Origin of the sequence: Paraburkholderia phenoliruptrix (assembly GCF_019511605.1) — a bacterium.
Classification (GTDB): domain Bacteria; phylum Pseudomonadota; class Gammaproteobacteria; order Burkholderiales; family Burkholderiaceae; genus Paraburkholderia; species Paraburkholderia phenoliruptrix_A.
The window spans coordinates 124,228-140,397 of sequence record NZ_JAEUAV010000009.1; the positions used below are offsets into that span (position 1 = coordinate 124,228).

12 protein-coding genes are annotated in these 16,170 nt (G+C 64.7%); 3 read left to right on the forward strand and 9 right to left on the reverse strand.

The annotated features are described in order from the left end of the window. Positions 1-93 precede the first annotated feature (93 nt). From JNB89_RS14480 to JNB89_RS14495, 4 genes are all read right to left on the reverse strand, one after another. Positions 94-1,431 (reverse strand): dicarboxylate/amino acid:cation symporter, encoded by a 1,338-nt coding sequence (locus tag JNB89_RS14480; protein ID WP_220362638.1) that lies wholly within the window; start codon positions 1,429-1,431, stop codon positions 94-96. Between the two features lie 109 nt (positions 1,432-1,540). Next, complete coding sequence (leuD, locus tag JNB89_RS14485; RefSeq protein WP_220362639.1) at positions 1,541-2,155, reverse strand: 3-isopropylmalate dehydratase small subunit; 615 nt, start codon at positions 2,153-2,155, stop codon at positions 1,541-1,543. Next, positions 2,152-3,570 carry a 3-isopropylmalate dehydratase large subunit gene (gene leuC, locus JNB89_RS14490; protein ID WP_220362640.1) on the reverse strand — a complete coding sequence of 473 codons (1,419 nt, stop codon included), beginning with the start codon at positions 3,568-3,570 and terminating at the stop codon, positions 2,152-2,154. The genes leuD and leuC overlap by 4 nt, the downstream gene beginning before the upstream one ends. A gap of 4 nt (positions 3,571-3,574) precedes the next feature. After that, positions 3,575-4,453: an alpha/beta fold hydrolase gene (locus JNB89_RS14495; RefSeq protein ID WP_220362641.1), complete on the reverse strand. Its 879-nt coding sequence runs from the start codon at positions 4,451-4,453 to the stop codon at positions 3,575-3,577. Between the two features lie 116 nt (positions 4,454-4,569). Here JNB89_RS14495 and JNB89_RS14500 point away from each other — a divergent pair, with 116 nt between their 5' ends. Beyond that, positions 4,570-5,472 (forward strand): LysR family transcriptional regulator, encoded by a 903-nt coding sequence (locus JNB89_RS14500; protein WP_041746028.1) that lies wholly within the window; start codon positions 4,570-4,572, stop codon positions 5,470-5,472. A 289-nt stretch (positions 5,473-5,761) separates the two neighbouring features. Here the strand turns inward: JNB89_RS14500 and JNB89_RS14505 are convergent, their stop codons facing one another. Beyond that, positions 5,762-7,099 carry an EAL and HDOD domain-containing protein gene (locus JNB89_RS14505; protein WP_220362642.1) on the reverse strand — a complete coding sequence of 446 codons (1,338 nt, stop codon included), beginning with the start codon at positions 7,097-7,099 and terminating at the stop codon, positions 5,762-5,764. A 324-nt stretch (positions 7,100-7,423) separates the two neighbouring features. Between JNB89_RS14505 and JNB89_RS14510 the strand changes: the two genes are divergently transcribed. Continuing rightward, the gene (locus tag JNB89_RS14510) at positions 7,424-9,262 is read left to right on the forward strand and encodes a putative bifunctional diguanylate cyclase/phosphodiesterase (protein ID WP_135894836.1); all 1,839 of its coding nucleotides are present in this window, start codon (positions 7,424-7,426) and stop codon (positions 9,260-9,262) included. A gap of 91 nt (positions 9,263-9,353) precedes the next feature. Beyond that, positions 9,354-10,811 (forward strand): HDOD domain-containing protein, encoded by a 1,458-nt coding sequence (locus JNB89_RS14515; RefSeq protein WP_220362643.1) that lies wholly within the window; start codon positions 9,354-9,356, stop codon positions 10,809-10,811. 167 nt (positions 10,812-10,978) lie between these two features. Here JNB89_RS14515 and JNB89_RS14520 read toward each other — a convergent pair whose 3' ends face one another. The 4 genes from JNB89_RS14520 to astB form a co-directional block, all read right to left on the reverse strand. Then, the gene (locus tag JNB89_RS14520; protein WP_220362644.1) at positions 10,979-12,364 is read right to left on the reverse strand and encodes an EAL and HDOD domain-containing protein; all 1,386 of its coding nucleotides are present in this window, start codon (positions 12,362-12,364) and stop codon (positions 10,979-10,981) included. A 324-nt stretch (positions 12,365-12,688) separates the two neighbouring features. Then, a complete protein-coding gene (locus tag JNB89_RS14525; RefSeq protein WP_013339710.1) occupies positions 12,689-13,483 on the reverse strand; it encodes an ABC transporter substrate-binding protein in 795 nt (264 codons plus the stop codon). Between the two features lie 296 nt (positions 13,484-13,779). After that, positions 13,780-14,838 carry a succinylglutamate desuccinylase gene (gene astE / locus JNB89_RS14530; RefSeq protein WP_220362645.1) on the reverse strand — a complete coding sequence of 353 codons (1,059 nt, stop codon included), beginning with the start codon at positions 14,836-14,838 and terminating at the stop codon, positions 13,780-13,782. Continuing rightward, positions 14,822-16,162 (reverse strand): N-succinylarginine dihydrolase, encoded by a 1,341-nt coding sequence (gene astB / locus JNB89_RS14535; RefSeq protein WP_220362646.1) that lies wholly within the window; start codon positions 16,160-16,162, stop codon positions 14,822-14,824. Before astB ends, astE begins: the two co-directional genes overlap by 17 nt. Positions 16,163-16,170: the final 8 nt, after the last annotated feature.

A 16,170-nucleotide genomic window follows, 5' to 3' on the forward strand; every position in this document is an offset into this window, starting at 1 on the left:
GGGGCGTTGATCGAACGGATGTCTCAAGGGCTGGAGCGTCTCTGGTCGACCCGGGACCGTCTCTGGTCGACCCTGACCGGTCACCCGATATAATCACTTGTAAGGGACTGTTTCGCGATCAATAGCGGCCGTTTCGCATGGGGCTGGTGGCTGCGAACCGCCTCCCACCTGCTCGACATCACCCAACGCCATCGCGAGCTTCGTTCGATCGAGTCCGCCTTCCCACGCCGATACCACGATCGTCGCCACACCATTGCCCACGATGTTGGTCAACGCCCTACATTCGGACATGAAGCGATCGACCCCGAGAATCAGCACCATCGCACTGACGGGAACGGTCGGCACGACGGACAGGCTCGCAGCAAGCGTGATGAAGCCCGCGCCCGTCACGCCCGTCGATCCCTTCGAAGTCAGCATCGTGACGAGCAACAGCGTGATTTCCTGTGCGAAGGACAGGTGCGTATTGGTCGCCTGCGCGAGAAACAGTACCGCGAGCGTCATGTAGACGTTGGTGCCATCGAGATTGAACGAGTAACCGGTCGGCACGACGAGCCCCACCACGCCGCGCGGGCAACCCAGGCGTTCGAGCTTGTCCATTAGTTGCGGCAACGCAGCCTCGGACGTCGATGTGCCGAGCACGATCAGCAGTTCGTCGCGGATATAGCCGAGGAAGCGCCAGATGCTGAACCCGCACAGGCGCGCGACGATGCCGAGCACCACAGCCACGAACAGAAACGCGGTGAAATAGAACGCGCCGATCAGCTTCAGCATGGGCAGCAACGAGACGATTCCGTAACGCCCTATCGTGAAGGCCATCGCCCCGAACGCGCCGATGGGCGCGAGACTCGTGACCATCCGGACGATGCGAAAGAACCCCTTGGACAAAGTCTCGATCAAATGCGCGACGGGCGCGCCGGGCTCTCCCATCAGCGCCAGCGCCGTGCCGAACAGCATCGCGATCAGCAGCACGGGGAGGATGTCGCCCTGAACCAGCGCGCCAACAAACGTCTCGGGTATCACATGCGCGATGAATCCGGTGATGCCGTCGCCATGCGCCGCCTGCGCCACATAGCCAGAAACAGCGCGCGCGTCGAGCGTCGACGGATCGACATTGAAGCCCTTGCCAGGCGCGAGCACATGCGCGGCAAGCAAACCGATCGCCAGTGCGAGCGTTGATGCCGCTTCGAAATAGAGCAGCGCCTTGCCGCCAACACGGCCGACCTTCTTCATGTCCTGCATGCTGGCGATGCCCGTCACGACAGTGCAGAAAATCACCGGCCCGATGATCATCCGCACGAGCTTGATGAACAGATCGCCGAGCGGCTTCAACGCAACCGCGGCGTGCGGTGCGAAATGGCCGAGCAGCACGCCGGCAACGATGGCAGCCAGAACCTGGACATAGAGAATCGTGTAGAACGGTTTGCGTTTCATGTGTCTCCTCCTTTATCGAGGCAAAAAGAAGCCCTTCCCTTCTTCGATCGGAAGGGAATCGGCCTGGCGAAAACAGGGATGCCGCTGCGGCGCGCGGCAAGAGGTGCGGTTACATCACTTGCGCCCAAGGATGCCGGGCGAAATGCAACCGCTCGAATGCTTCGATCGCGGCGAGGGAGTCGAGCGTCAGATCGACGATATCCATGCCTTCGATCACCATACGCTTGTGGCGAGCGCCAATCGGATACGCATACCGTTCACCCGACGCGGACCTCACCGTCTGCTGTTCGAGATCGATCGAAATCGATACGCCGGGCATTTCGATCGCCTGGTGCGTCAGCGCATGGATCGCGTCGGGCTCCAGTTGCACTAGCAGCAGACGGTTATTCATCGCGTTGGAGTAGAAGATTTCCGCGAAGCTCGGCGCGATCACGGCCTGAAAGCCGTATTGCTGCAAGCCCCACACCGCATGCTCGCGGCTCGAGCCGCAGCCGAAGTTCGCGCCGCCGATCAGGATGCGCGCGTTCACGTAAGCGCTCCGGTTCAGCACGCAGTCCGTGCGAGGTGTACCCCGCTCGTCGAATCGCAGGTTGTATAGCAGGCCGTCGGCGAGCCCCGCTTTGTCGATGATGCGCAGGAACTGCTTCGGCATGATCTGGTCGGTGTCGAGGTTGTCGATCGGCAACGGCACGGCGCTGCCTTGAATAGCGGTGAGTCGGGTCATGATGTGGGTGCCTCCAGCGTGCGGACATCGGTGATGCAGCCGGTAATCGCGGCGGCCGCCGCCATTGCCGGACTCATCAGGTGCGTGCGGCCGCCGCGTCCCTGGCGGCCTTCGAAATTGCGGTTGGTGGTGGACGCGCAGCGTTCTCCGGCGCCGAGCACGTCGTCGTTCATCGCGAGACACATTGAGCAGCCTGGCTCGCGCCATTCGAAGCCCGCGTCGATCAGTGTCTTCGCGATCCCTTCCTGTTCGGCCGCCCGACGCACGCTGCCCGAGCCCGGCACGACCATGGCGCGCACGCCTGCCGCTACGCGCCTGCCGCGCACGATCGCGGCCACCGTGCGCAAGTCTTCGATGCGCCCGTTCGTGCACGAGCCAATGAACACACGGTCGACGCGCGTGCCAGCAATCGGTTGATTGGCCGTGAGTCCCATGTAGTCGAGCGCGCGGCGCAGCGATGCGGCGGCCTCGGGCGTCGCCTGCGCAGCTTCGTCGGGAATTGGCTGATCGATGGCGCTGGCCTGATCAGGACTTGTGCCCCATGTGACAAACGGGGCGATGTTCCGTGCGTCGAAGCGGTGCTCGGCGTCGAAGTGCGCGCCAACGTCGGAATGCAGCTCGCGCCAGTCTTCAAGCGCGGCGGGCCATGCCGTGTCGTCGAGCGAAGGCGTGTGGGCGCGCACGTATTCGAAGGTGGTCGCGTCCGGAGCGATGAGCGCGGCGCGCGCTCCGGCTTCGACGGTCATGTTGCACAAGGTCATGCGTGCCTCGGCCGAAAGCGATCCGATCGTCGAACCGGCGAATTCCACGGCATAACCCCGCGCGCCTTGCGCGCCGATCTGGCTGATGATCCAGATGACGAGGTCCTTCGATGATATGCCGTCCGGAAGCGCACCATCGATCGTGATGCGCATGGTCCGCGCAAGCCGGTACACGAGCGTTTGCGTCGCGAGCACGTGCTCGACTTCCGACGTGCCGATGCCGAAGCCCAATGCGCCAAGCGCGCCGTAAGTGGTGGTATGGCTGTCTCCGCACAGCACGACCATGCCGGGACGAATCAGCCCGAGTTCCGGCGCGACGATATGCTCGATGCCCTGTAGCGGATCGTTCGCCGCAAAGAGCCGGATGCCGGCTCTTTCGCAGTTGCGCGCGAGGTTCTGCGCCTGCAGCAGCGACGCTGCATCGCGAATCATGCGCGGCGACTCCGCATGCGTGGGAATGATGTGGCTCACGACGGCGAGTTGCTGGCGCGGACGGCGCACCGCGCGGCCGCGTGCATCGAGCGCGCTGAACGCTTGCGGGCTGGTGTACTCGTTCATCAGATGCAGATCGGCGTACAGCAGCACATTCTGTGCGTCGATACGCGACACCGTGTGCGAATCGACGAGCTTGTGATAAAGGGTTCGGTTGGACATGGGATCACTCGCTGAGAAAAGGCAGCACGCGTTCAAGCAGTTGCTGCGGCGCTTCTTCGGGGATGTAGTGGCCGCAAGGCAGCGCCTCGCCGCGCACGTTCGGCGCATATGCGCGCCACTCGGCGAGCGGATCGAAGCATTGTTCGATCACGCCCTGTGCGCCCCACAACGCCATGAACGGACAAGCGATCCGCTGCTGTGAAGCGAGCGTCGCGCGGTCGTGTTCGAGGTCGATCGTTACACTCGCGCGATAGTCCTCGCAGATGCCGTGCGCCGTAGCGGGATCGGAGAGACAACGCAGATATTCCGCGTAAGCCCCCGCCGTGAACGGCGCGAGGCCGGCACTGCGCGCGCCGATGGTCTGCCTCAGATAGAGATCGGGGTCCGCACGGATCAGCGTCTCCGGGAACGGCGCGGGACGCACGAGCATGAACCAGTGCCAATAGGCGCGCGCGAAGTCGAACGAGGTCTTTTCATACATCGCGAGCGTCGGCGCAACATCGAGCGTCACGAGGCGCGTCACTGCCTCTGGATGATCGAGCGCCATGCGTGCCGCTACACGCCCGCCCCGATCGTGGCCGATCACCGCGAAGCTCTCATGGCCGAGGCCGCGCATCAGTTCGATCTGATCCAGCGCCATGCGGCGCTTCGCGTAGTTCGCATGATCGGCTGCGCCCGGCGGCTTGCCGCTGTCGCCGTAGCCGCGCAAATCGGCGGCGATCACCGTGAAATGCTCGGCCAGCGCCGGCCCGATCTTGTGCCAGATCGCATGCGTTTGCGGATGCCCGTGCAAGAGTAAAAGCGCGGGGCCTCGCCCGCCCTTAATGGCGTGAATGCATACATCGTCGACGGTCGCCGATACGTTCCTGAAGCCTTCAAACATGGTTGTCTCCTGATCGTGATTCGAGTCTAATTGATGAATCGTATGATTTGGTTTCCTTGAAAGCATTCCGTTCGTTACCAGCAGGAATGAATCGGCGAACCATGTGGAGCATTGAAATGGATGGTTTCTCGGACCTGAATCTGTTCGCGCTTGTGGCGCGGCACCGGAATCTCGCGGCTGCCGCGCGCGAGCTGGGCGTGACGCCGCCCGCGGTCAGCAAGCGGCTTGCGCAACTGGAACGGCGCCTCGGCGTGCGATTGATGAACCGCACGACGCGGCGTCTGAGTCTTACGCCAGAGGGCGAGCTCTATCTGTCGAACGGCTCGCGCATTCTGGACGAGTTGTCAGAACTGGAGCATCTGGTCACGCAAAGCCGCGGCGAGCCGACCGGCTTGCTGCGCGTGAATGCGTCGTTCGGGTTCGGTCGCGCGCGCATCGCGCCGGCGGTGTCGGAGTTCGTCGCGCGCTATCCCGCGATGAAAATCCTGCTGCATCTGACGGACCGGCCGATAAGTCTTCAGGACGAGGGTTTCGATCTCGGCATTCGCTTCGGTGAGGTGCCGGATGCGCGCATCAACGCGCGGCTTCTGCTCGAGAACAGGCGCATGGTGTGCGCGTCGCCCGGCTATGTGGCGCGGCACGGCAATCCCTCGGTGCCGCACGACCTGACACGGCATGCGTGCATTGTTTTGCGCGAGAACGAGTCGGCTTATGGCACATGGCATTTTTCTCGCGGCAAGCGCACGGAGACGGTAAAGGTCGATGGCGCGTTGGCCAGCAACGACGGCAGCGTCGTGCTTCAGTGGGCGCTCGAAGGTCGCGGGATCGTGGTGCGCTCGCAGTGGGAGATCGAAGGCCATCTCGCGCGCGGCGAACTCGTGCCATTGCTGCCGGACTGGGCCTTGCCGGATGCCAATATCCACGCGATCTATCTGGAGCGCAACCAGCTTTCGGTCAAGCTCAGGACATTCGTCGACTTTCTCGGCGAGCATCTACGCAGACCGGGAGGAATGGCCTAACACGCCATCTTTGTGGGCACCTAACGGGGCTCGCACGTGGCGGATTGAACCTCGGGGCCGCTTTTGAAAGTCGATCGGACATTCGAACGGCGTCTTAGGGCTGGCATCAAATGACGCTTGAGGGCCGAACGTAGACAATCCCTTCCCTAGCAATCTCACAAGTAACGGCAAATAATGCGGCCAGTCTCGCGAACCCGGATCGGGCGTCCACGGTTGTCGCAACAGATTGCTGCCTGGCTCGTCGATTTATTGCATGCCCGAGTCTCATGAATTGCGCTTGCCAGTAAAATCAGGCCGCCGCTTCCTCGATATGCGCGCCGAACCACGCGGCCGCGGACAGATTGAGTTCCGCCAGTATCTCGGGCGTGAGCGCGGCGAACTCGGGCGGCGCATCGCAATCGCGGGCGATCGACGCCGCATCGGCGCCCTCGCCCGCCGCCTCCGCGATCCGCAGCAGCATGCCGAGCGCTCCGCGCCGTTCGACAATCGCATCGCGAATATGCGGCGCGAGGCCCAGCTTTTCCAGCACGGCTTTCGGCGTGCTGCCGAGCAGCACATGCACGAGCGAGAAGATGCCGGTCATGAACGCGGCGTCGGCGAATTCGTCGTCGGACGGACGCATCCAGCCCGCCGCCAGTTCCATGAAGCGCGAGCGCGTGCCGGCCAGTTGCACGAGCGGGTCGGCGCGCCACGGCAGGTCGCCGCTGTCCGCGTAAAGCAGCAGTTGCGCCCAGCGCGCGATCTGCCGCGTGCCTGTCGCAATGATCGCCTCGCGCAGCGACGCGATATTGCGCCCGAGGCCAAACGCGCTCGAGTTCACGAGGCGCAGCAACTGCACGACCACACTGGGATTGAGCTTCAGCTCAGCTTCCAGTTCGACGATGCCGGCGTCGCGCGAAAGCAGCGCGAGCAGGCGCATCAGGCCGGGACGCGGCGAGCGGTTTTTCGGCGCGGCCAGCACCTGCGGCCGCGCGAAAAAGTAGCCCTGGAACAGATCGAAGCCCAGATCGCGCGCAAGCGCGAAGTCTTCGCGCGTCTCCACTTTCTCGGCGATCAGCGTCTTGCCCGCGCCGCGCATGGCCGCCGCGAGTTCGGGGAGGTCCGCGCGCTGCGTCTGCAGGAAGTCGATCTTGACAATGTCCGCATGCGGCAGCATCGCGAGCAGTTCGTCCGAGAGCTGCGTCACGTCGTCGAGCGCGACCTGAAAGCCGCCGCGCCGCAATTCGCCGAGCCGCCGCGCGAGTTGCGCGTCGAACCTGACGGTTTCCAGAATTTCGAGGACAAAGCGCTCCGGCGGCATCACGTGGACGATGTCGTCGAACAGCATCGTCCGGTCGATGTTGACAAAGCCGCGATGCTGCCCGAGCACGGCCGGCACGCCGATTCCGCCGAGCGCGCGCGCTACCACCTGCGCGGTCGCCTGCGCGTCGTTGGTGACCTCGGCATAGTTGTGGGCGCCGGCCCGGAACAGCAGTTCGTATGCGTTGAGCGCGCCCTGGCGATCGAGAATCGGCTGTCGTCCCAGATAGACGAACTGCGCAGCACTAGCCGCGTCGGGCTCGTCGCCGGTCGCGTCGCGCACCTCGATGCGCCGGGGGGAGGCCCGGACCAGATGAAGTTCAGACATGGGTCGTCGGTGCTGCGTTCGAAGGGCTGCGCGACAGCGGCGCGCCGCCACCGCACAGGGGTTTGTCGTATTAACGGACGTCGGCCAACCGCACTTTAACCGAATCGGCGGTGTCCGGCTGCCGTCGCCCGCCGCGCTTCCTTACAGGATGTTTTTCTTGCGCTTGCACTAAAGATTTCAGACGACAGGTCGTTATCTAGTCCTGATGGGGCGGCCTGATACCAGCGTGGTACCCGCATGACACCCGCCTGACCCGTTCACCGCCCCGCAGAGGCGAACGGCAAGCCGCCCCGCCCGCAGACGAACACAGGTTGCCACCCACACATGGAAGCGAACAGGATCACCGCGCCCCGCCGGGGCTCCTTGCGCACGGTCGTAGGCCGGCTTCTTGGTCTTGGCCGGCGCGTCGAGGACGGGCCACAAGCCGGGCCGTCCACCGCGCCGGCCGCCGCGCCGCCCGCGGCGCCGCAACTGGAACAGGTGGTCGGCGCCGTGGACCTGCTCGCGCATGTGGACAGCGAACTGCGCTTTCTGTATGTGTCCGACGCGAGCCTGCGCTTCATCGGCTATCACCGCGAGTATCTGGAGACCATCACGCTGCACGAGCTGGTGGCCGAGGCCGACGCGGCGCGACTCGACGCGCTGCTCGAACGCGCCCGCACCACTGGCAACGTGGAAAAGGCGACGCTCGGACTCATCAAGTCGCTGACCTATCCGATCACCGTCGAGCTGCGCGTGGTGCGCAGCAGCCATCACGGCATCGACGGCTTTGCGATTGCCGGTTTCGACGTGTCGGCGTGGCGCGCGAGCGAGGAGCGCCTCATCCAGGCGCTGCATCTGGACCGGCTCACCAATCTGGCCAACCAGTCGGCGCTGGTTCCCGCGGTGCTGGAGGCGCAGCAGCGGGCCGACGCGCACGGCACGCCCGCCGCGCTGCTGCTGCTCGACATCGACGATTATCAGCGCGTGAACCGCGCGCTCGGCTACGACGCCGGCGACGAAATGCTGCGCGACACGGCGCGGCGCATCCTGAACATGACGAGCCCGCAGGAGACGGTGGCGCGCGTGGCCAGCGACGAGTTCGCGATCCTCGTGAAGCCCGCCGCCAACCGCACGGACGCCGCAGCAGCCGCCGAAGCGCTGGCGCGGCGCCTGCTCACCGCGATCCAGCAGCCGTATGTGTTCAGCGGCCAGCAGGTGCACCTGTCGGCGAGCATCGGCATCGCGCTCTACCCTGACGTGCGTCACGCGAACGACACGACTGCGCACGACACGCATCTGCTGCGCTGGGCCGACCACGCGCTGTTGCAGGCCAAGGCGGCGGGCGGCAACACGCTCGCGTTCTATGTGCCGGACGACAACCCCGCCGACGCCGAGCGCCTGAAACTCGAGGCGGACCTCTACGACGGCGTGCGCAACGGCGAGTTCTCGCTGCACTTCCAGCCGATCACCAGCAGCCGCACGCACGGCGTGGTCGGCGTGGAGGCGTTGATCCGCTGGATGCACCCGGTTCACGGGCTCGTGCCGCCGTCCATGTTCATTCCGCTCGCGGAGTCGGTCGGGCTCATCAACTTCCTCGGCAACTGGGTGCTCAAGGTGGCCTGCATGCAGTTGATCCAGTGGGACGCGCGGGGCATCTCGCTGCAATACGTGGCGGTCAACGTGTCGCCGCAGCAGTTCCGCGATCCCCGTTTTACGGACGCCGTGCGCGAGGCGATCAACCTGACCGGCATCGACCCGCGCCGCCTCGTCTTCGAAATCACCGAGAGCCTGCTGATGCACGACCCGGCTCACGCCAAGGTGTTGCTCGAAGAGCTGACGGCCATGGGCATCCGCTTTGCCGTCGACGATTTCGGCACCGGCTATTCGAGCCTGGCTTACCTGCAACGGTTTCCCCTTGCAAAGCTCAAGATCGACAGGAGTTTTGTCGAGAATCTGCTAACCTCCCGGAACGATCAGGCGATCGTCAGCGCGGTGGTGGGCCTCGCCCAGACGCTGGACTTGGAACTGGTCGCCGAGGGCGTGGAAACCGAAGCGCAACGCAGCCTGCTCACCGAGATGGGATGCGACCACATTCAGGGGTGGCTCGTCTGCCAGGCGTTGCCGTCCGACGAACTGGCGCAGCGTTTCGAAGCGCGCTCGCTTCACCTGCACAGCGCATAGCGGTGCCGGTCAAGCACTCAAAGAGCGGCATAGGCCGGCTTCGCGCCGGCATGGCATTTACTGGAACACGTATGGCTTTTGCGGGACTCTCATGGTAAAGGCGGCGGTGCTCGACCGGCTCTGGACGCGAATGAGCGAGCGTGGCGATTTCCCCATGCTGTCGCAGTCGTTGCGCACCACCATGGCGGCAATGAATAACGACGACCTCGACTTCACCGGCCTCGTGCAGGTGGTGCTGTCGGACTTCGCATTGACGCAAAAAGTGCTGCGCCTCGCGAACTCGGCCATGTATATGGCGTTCGGCGGCAACATCACGACGGTGTCGCGCGCGCTCATGGTGCTCGGCATGGACGCCGTCGGTCATCTGGTGGTCGGCCTCAAGATCGTCGATCACTTTCATCACAGCGCGCCGCGCCGCATCGACGCGAAGCTCGAACTGAACCGCACGCTGCTTTCGGGCTGCGTCGCGCGCAAGCTCACCGAGCGCGGCGACCTGCGCGCCGGCGAGGAAGCGGTGGTCTGCACGCTGATGCGGCAGATCGGCAAGCTGCTGGTGGTGTTCTATCTCGACGCGGAATGGGATCAGATTCGCCGCCACATTGAAAGCGGCACGCTGGAAGCCGATGCCTGTGTGCTCGTGCTCGGCGTGACGTTCGACGAAATCGGCGCCGAAGCCGCGGTGCGCTGGCGCCTGCCCGACATGATCCGCTCCGGCATGGGCGAGTTCGATCCACAGGACACAGAGCAGCCGCGCCAGGTGCAGTGGCTGCGCGCCATCACCAATTACTCGACGGCGGTCGCCGACGTGCTCACGCAGCAGAACGTGCCCGAGTTCACGCGCGAAGAGCGCATGGCCGAACTGGCGCAGGAATATAGCCGCGCGCTCAACACCGACCCCGAAGTGCTGCTCGACATGAGCGTGGCGCTCGCCCGCGAGGAAGGTGGCGACGGTGTGATGCGGGAAATCGTGGAGCTGCGCGCGAACGCCGACGCCATAGCGCGCGAGGCGCTCAACCCCGAAGCGCGCATCGCGGCAGGCGTCGAAGACCTGCGCAACCTGCCCGACACGAGCTCGCTCGCACCGGCACTCGGCATGGCATCCGAAACGGTGCTCGCGGCACTCGGCTTTGCGCGCACCGTGGTGTTCGTCAAGCATAGCAACGGCACTTTCCGCGCGCGCCTCGGCCTTGGGCCGAAAATCGACGCGGCGCTGCCCAAGCTCACGTTCAGCTCCGCGTTCGAGCCGGACGTGTTCCACCTGGCCATTGCGAATTCGGTGGGCATTTTCATCGAAAATGCGCGCGATCCAAAAATGGTCGCGCGGTTGCCCGAGTGGTTCCGCCGTTCATTCGACGACACCCGCGCCTTCGTGCTGCTGCCGGTGGTGGACGAAACGGAGCAAACCGTCGCACTGCTCTACGGCGACTGGTCGCACACTCAGGAGCCGCGCCGCATCTCGCAGAAGGAGATGAGCGTGCTGAACGAACTGGCCAAGGAGTTAGGCCGTTTTTTCGGCCTGGGGCAGATGCGGGAAATGGAGACGATGTAAAGACGTGGCGTGATCGCTGATCACACTGCGTAGGTTCTCCAGATTCTGTGTTTGCCCGACGCCAGATTTGCCTGCTGAGTTTCGAAAGTGATTTTCAGCAACCAGGTTTTCAGTTTGAATTTTGCAGCCGGCATGCGCTCCATGCCGGCTTGCTTGCCTCGCCAGCCTCAGTCCTCGATTCTTTCGAGCCCTTCCGCGCTGCGGTCCGCGACGCCCGCCCAGGCGCCGGCCGCGAGTCCCATTTGCGCGACCTCTTCTACCGTCAACGGCGCAAGCTGCTCGCAAAGCGCCGCAATCGTGTCCCACGCGCCGTTTTCCAGCGCCTCGACGGCGGCGAGCAACTGCCCGAGCACGCCCTCGCGATGCAGAATGGCCGCCTGGATCGGACGCGACAGCGTGAGCACATTCAACGTGCTTTCGAGCGAACCGCCGAACACCGCGTCGACGAATGAAAACACGCCAGTCAGGAACGCTGCGTCCGCTTCGTCGCGGCCGGCCTCGGGCAGGCGCTCGACAGCCAGTTCCATGAAGCGCGCGCGCGTTGCCGCGAGTTGCAGCAGCGGGTCGTCTTCGAGCGCGACCTTGCGGCCGTCCGCATACAGCAGCAGCTGCGTCCAGCGCGCGATGCGGTCGGTGCCGGTCGCGTTGATCGCCTCGCGCAACGTCGTGACTTTGTGGCCGACCGCGAAGCCGCTCGAATTGGCGAGCTTCATCAGATGCATCACCAGCACCGGGTTGAGCTTCAGCTCCGCTTCGAGCTGCGCGACCGTCGGGTCGCCCGCGAGCAGTTGCAGCAGGTTCAGCAGCGCATGGCGCGGCGCGCTCACGCGGCGCGTCATCGAGGTTTGCGCACGTGCGAAGAAATAGCCCTGAAAACGGTCGAAGCCCATGCCGTGCGCGGTTTCGAAAGCGGCTTGCGTGTTGAGGCCCGAGGCGATCAGCAGCTTGCCCGCCGACTTGAGCACACTCGTCAACTTGGGCAACAGCGCGGCGGGCGCGCGCGTCATGTCGATCTTGATGGCTTCTGCGTAAGGCAGGAGCTTCGCGAAGGTCTCGTTGGGCTGGGTGACGTCGTCGAGCACGAAGCGATAGCGCCGCCCATGCAGCAGCACGATGCGCGCGATCAGTTCTTCGTCTACCTGGATGTCGGGCGGCAGCTCGAACACGAAGCGTTCGGCGGGCAGGCGCTCGATCGCGTCGTCGAACAGCATGTCGCGGGTCGTGTCGATGTACGCCGGATGGCCGGTCAACGCGCCGCGCACGTTGCCCTGCACCAGCCCGCGGATGATCGCGCGGGCAACGCGCTGCGCCGGCGTGAGCGCGCGGCCGGCGCGCGCGTTGCGGTCGTCAGCGTCCGTATCCGTGTCGTCCTGGGTGTCGGGATCGAGGTCGGCCAGCGCCTCTGCCGGCCATTGCGGCGCGCGTATCTTGAGCTCGTAGCCGCACAGCATGCCGTCCCGATTCAGGATGGGCTGCCGAGCGAAGCTCGCGTTCAACTGCGCATCGTCCGTGGCCCCCGTAACGCCCGGATTCTCGACTGCAATAGTGCTCATTCTGATCCCCCGCGAGGCGCCCCCGGCGCTTGCTGCTGTCTTGTGGTTATCGCCGCGTCGCGATGCGCCCGGCGTGTTTATCGTTTGCTTCGACGCGTGCACCCGCAATGTGTACTCGCGGTGTGGCGACGCAGCGCGCCCGGCGATTTTAGCGCAGCCCGTCTTGCACTGGCATGTCGTTCAAGCAATATCTGCAAATATTTGCAGCAGACGGGGCATAAGACGGGGCATATGAACCGCGACGCGCCGCCAGCGTGTGCCCAATGCAAAACGGCCGCAGTTTGCGGCCGTTTTGCATGTCGTATCGGGCGTCGAGGTGCGGCGTTACTTCAGCACCACCTTCACGTCGAAGTATTTCGCTGCCAGGCGGTCTATCGTGCCGTCGGCCTTCAGTTCCTTCAGCGCCTCGTTCAATGCGTCCTTGAGCGCCTTGTCGCCGCGGCGAATGCCGAAGCCCACGCCCGCGCCCAGCAGTTTCTCGTCGCTGACGGCAGGACCGGCGAACTCGAAGCCCGCGCCTTGCGGCTTCTTCAGAAAGCCCTTGGACGCCGCTTCCGCATCCTGGAACGACGCATCCAGACGGCCCGAAGCGAGGTCGGCATAGATCTGGTCCTGGGTCTGATACGGCACCACGTCGACGCCGGCCGGCGCCCAGCGTGCCTTCGCGTACGTCTCCTGAATCGTGCCTTGCAGCACGCCGACATGCTTGCCCTTGAGCGACGCGGGCGTGGGCTGCAGGCCACTGCCCTTCTTCGCGATCATCTGATTCGGGATCGTGTAGATGGGGTCCGTGAAATCGATTGCCTGACGACGCTGCTCGGTGATCGTCATGTCGGAGTTGATCGCGTTGAACTTGCGCGCCTGCAAGGCGGGAATCAGGCCGTCGAACGAGTTCTCGACCCACACGCACTTCGCCTTCAGTTTCGCGCATACGGCGTTGCCGACGTCGATGTCGAAACCCTGCAGCTCGCCCGACGGCGACTTCGATTCGAACGGCGCATAAGACGCTTCGACGCCGAAGCGCACTTCCTTGATGTCCGCCGCCATGGCCGAACCTGCCGTGACCGTTGCCGTCGCGAATAGCGCGAGCGCAGCCGTGTTTCGCCAATTCATCTTCATTGCGGGTGTTCCTCTACGGTATTGAACAAGACTGAGCCGAATCCGGACAGGCATGATTGCCGCGCCAAAAATACGATTCAAACTCGCGCGGCCGCCGTGATGCAGCGCAACAGCCGCGAGGCGCGGATTGTACAGGCTCGGGCGCCGCGCCCGCGGGGGGCGCGCGCCGCATTGTTGGCTGCAACGCGCGGCAGGTCGGCATAAAAAGCTGCAACTTGATGTCGCGCTCGTGCAAACAATCCGCATGTACGCGCCGGCATGAGCGCCGCGCGGCTCGCTTGCGGCGCCTGCTGCGGCTAGACGAGCGCGGCGTGCGTGTGCGCGGTGGTCTCGATCACCATCAGGCCGGCGCGCAGCCCCGGCTTGACGCTCGCATTCGGAAACACGAGGCGCTCCTCGTCGTGTTGCACGACGTAGCGGTAGTCGCCGTCGCGCGCGAGCAAGGTGTTTCTGGCAAACGGCGTGAAGTTCGCGACGTCCGCGGCGACCAGCAATTCGAATGCAGCGCTTTGCTTCGTGATCTGATCGATTACGGTGAAAGCGCGCGGCAACTGCACGGGGCCAGCTCCATTCGTGCCCGCGAGCAGACGACGCAGCGCGTCGTCGGCACCGGCAAAGCGCGCGAGGTCGTTCTGGCCGAACGGGCGGACCTTGCCCAGCTCCAGCGTGCACGCCTCGGCGCCGCAAGTCTGCGCGGTGAAATGCGAGTAGGTATTGCCCTTGGTGGTATGCAACAGCACCGCGCTGATGTGCGCTTCGCCCAACCACTCGAACATTGCGCGCGAAAACGGCCTGTCGGTATGCGGCAGCAGCGCGAAGCGCTCGAATGCGGACGCGCGGATCGCCGTGTGCATGTCGATATGCCAACGCGCGCCGGGCGCATCGGAGGCGGCCGCGAAAAACCGCTCGGCCGCCTGCTCGAGCGCCGCGGCGCGCGGCGCCTCGTGACTGTGCGGCAATTGCAGATGCCGGCCGCTGAAGAGCCGGTTGAGATCGTCGTCGCGATAACGGCATGCGTCGCGCATCGCGTCGACGTTGCCGAGAATCACCAGCAAACGGCAGGTCAACGCGGCCGCGCCGCGCGCAATGTCGCGCACCAGATACGAAAGCAGTTCGATGGGCGCGGTTTCGTCGCCGTGCACGCCAGCCGACGCGAGCACGCTGCGCATGTTGGCGGCCGGCACGGCAGGCTCGATCAGCAGCACGCCGTCGTTGAGCCAAGACCAGCGCGCGCCCGCCGCGCACGTGCCTTGCATGGCGTTCGCGGCAGGCCGCGTGCCCGCGAGCGTATAGGCGAGGAAATCGTCCAGCATCGCGGCCGGCTCGCCGCGCGCGAGCTCAGCGCTGAAAGTCATAAAGCGATCCGAGTCCGAGAATCTGCGTGAGTTCGTCGAGCGCGGTGCGCGACTCCGCGAGCAACTGCGGATCGGCCAGATCTGCCGGCGCGAGACGGTCGCGATAATGTTTTTCGATCCACGTGTCGAGCCGTCCGAACAAGGTGTCGTCGATCCACACGCCGCGCGTGACCGCCGCGCGTTCCGCCTCGTTCAGCACCACCCGCAGACGCAGGCAAGCCGGACCGCCGCCGTTTTTCATGCTCTCGCGCAGATCGAACACGAGCACCTCGTCGATGGGACCGGTGTGCGACGTAAGCTCGTCCAGGTACGCAGCCACGCGCGGATTTTCGCGGCACTCCTGCGGCACGACCAGCACCTGCCTGCCGTCGGGACGCGTGAGCAACTGGCTGTTGAACAGATACGACGAGACCGCGTCGGCCACGCTCACCTGCGCGTTGGGCACTTCTATCACGTTCAAGCCCGCGCTCACACCCTCGAGCTTCGCGCGCAATTCGTCGTACACCGCGCTCTGCTCGACAAACGCAAGCTCGTGACAGAACAGCGTGGTGCGATTGCCGACCGCGATCACGTCGTTATGAAACACGCCCGCGTCGATCACGTCGGGGCTCTGCTGCGCGTAGACGGTTGCCTCTTCCTGCAGACCATGACGATGCGCAACCGCGCGGCTCGCCTCGAACGTCTGACGCGCGGGAAAGCGCCTGGGCTCGGGCCCGCGGCGATATTCGCTGCGCCCGTACACGAAGAATTCGACACCCCGCGCGCCATATTCGGAGCACAGGCGCGTGTGATTCGCCGCGCCTTCGTCGCCGAGTGCGGGCGTGCCGGGCAAGGCTTCGTGTACCTCGAAGCGGTTCGCGTCGCTGAAAATGGCGCGCAGCGTGCGGCGCGTCGATTCATGTTCGATCGCGCGATGCAGCTTGCTGCACAGATTGGCCGGCGTGAAATGCACGCGGCCGTCGTGCGTGTCGGCAGACGGGCTCACGGTTGCCGCATTCGCGGTCCACATGGCCGAAGCCGAACTCGCCGCGGCGAGCAACTCGGGCGCGTTCTTCGAGACGCGCGCGATCACCGTTGCGTCGTCGCCCGAAAAACCAAGTTCGCGCAACAGACGCATCGACGGCCGCTCCTGCGGCGGCAACACGCCCTGATGAAAGCCGAGATCGGCCAACTGCTTCATCTTGCGCAGGCCCTGCTTGGCGGCCGCTTTCGGATTGGCAACCGACTTCTCGTTGTTCTGCGAAGCGACATTGCCGAACGAGAGCCCCGCGTAGTTGTGCGTGGGGCCGACCAGGCCGTCGAAATTGGCTTCAGTGGCTTGCATCGTCGATC

What these genes read in the sequence shown, in the direction of transcription:
- JNB89_RS14505 (WP_220362642.1), bottom strand. Translation starts at nt 7,099, where the DNA reads ATGTCTGAACTTCATCTGGTCCGGGCCTCCCCCCGGCGCATCGAGGTG.
- JNB89_RS14495 (WP_220362641.1), bottom strand. Translation starts at nt 4,453, where the DNA reads ATGTTTGAAGGCTTCAGGAACGTATCGGCGACCGTCGACGATGTATGC.
- JNB89_RS14525 (WP_013339710.1), bottom strand. Translation starts at nt 13,483, where the DNA reads ATGAAGATGAATTGGCGAAACACGGCTGCGCTCGCGCTATTCGCGACG.
- JNB89_RS14480 (WP_220362638.1), bottom strand. Translation starts at nt 1,431, where the DNA reads ATGAAACGCAAACCGTTCTACACGATTCTCTATGTCCAGGTTCTGGCT.
- JNB89_RS14520 (WP_220362644.1), bottom strand. Translation starts at nt 12,364, where the DNA reads ATGAGCACTATTGCAGTCGAGAATCCGGGCGTTACGGGGGCCACGGAC.
- astE (WP_220362645.1), bottom strand. Translation starts at nt 14,838, where the DNA reads ATGACTTTCAGCGCTGAGCTCGCGCGCGGCGAGCCGGCCGCGATGCTG.
- astB (WP_220362646.1), bottom strand. Translation starts at nt 16,162, where the DNA reads ATGCAAGCCACTGAAGCCAATTTCGACGGCCTGGTCGGCCCCACGCAC.
- JNB89_RS14515 (WP_220362643.1), top strand. Translation starts at nt 9,354, where the DNA reads ATGGTAAAGGCGGCGGTGCTCGACCGGCTCTGGACGCGAATGAGCGAG.
- JNB89_RS14500 (WP_041746028.1), top strand. Translation starts at nt 4,570, where the DNA reads ATGGATGGTTTCTCGGACCTGAATCTGTTCGCGCTTGTGGCGCGGCAC.
- leuD (WP_220362639.1), bottom strand. Translation starts at nt 2,155, where the DNA reads ATGACCCGACTCACCGCTATTCAAGGCAGCGCCGTGCCGTTGCCGATC.
- JNB89_RS14510 (WP_135894836.1), top strand. Translation starts at nt 7,424, where the DNA reads ATGGAAGCGAACAGGATCACCGCGCCCCGCCGGGGCTCCTTGCGCACG.
- leuC (WP_220362640.1), bottom strand. Translation starts at nt 3,570, where the DNA reads ATGTCCAACCGAACCCTTTATCACAAGCTCGTCGATTCGCACACGGTG.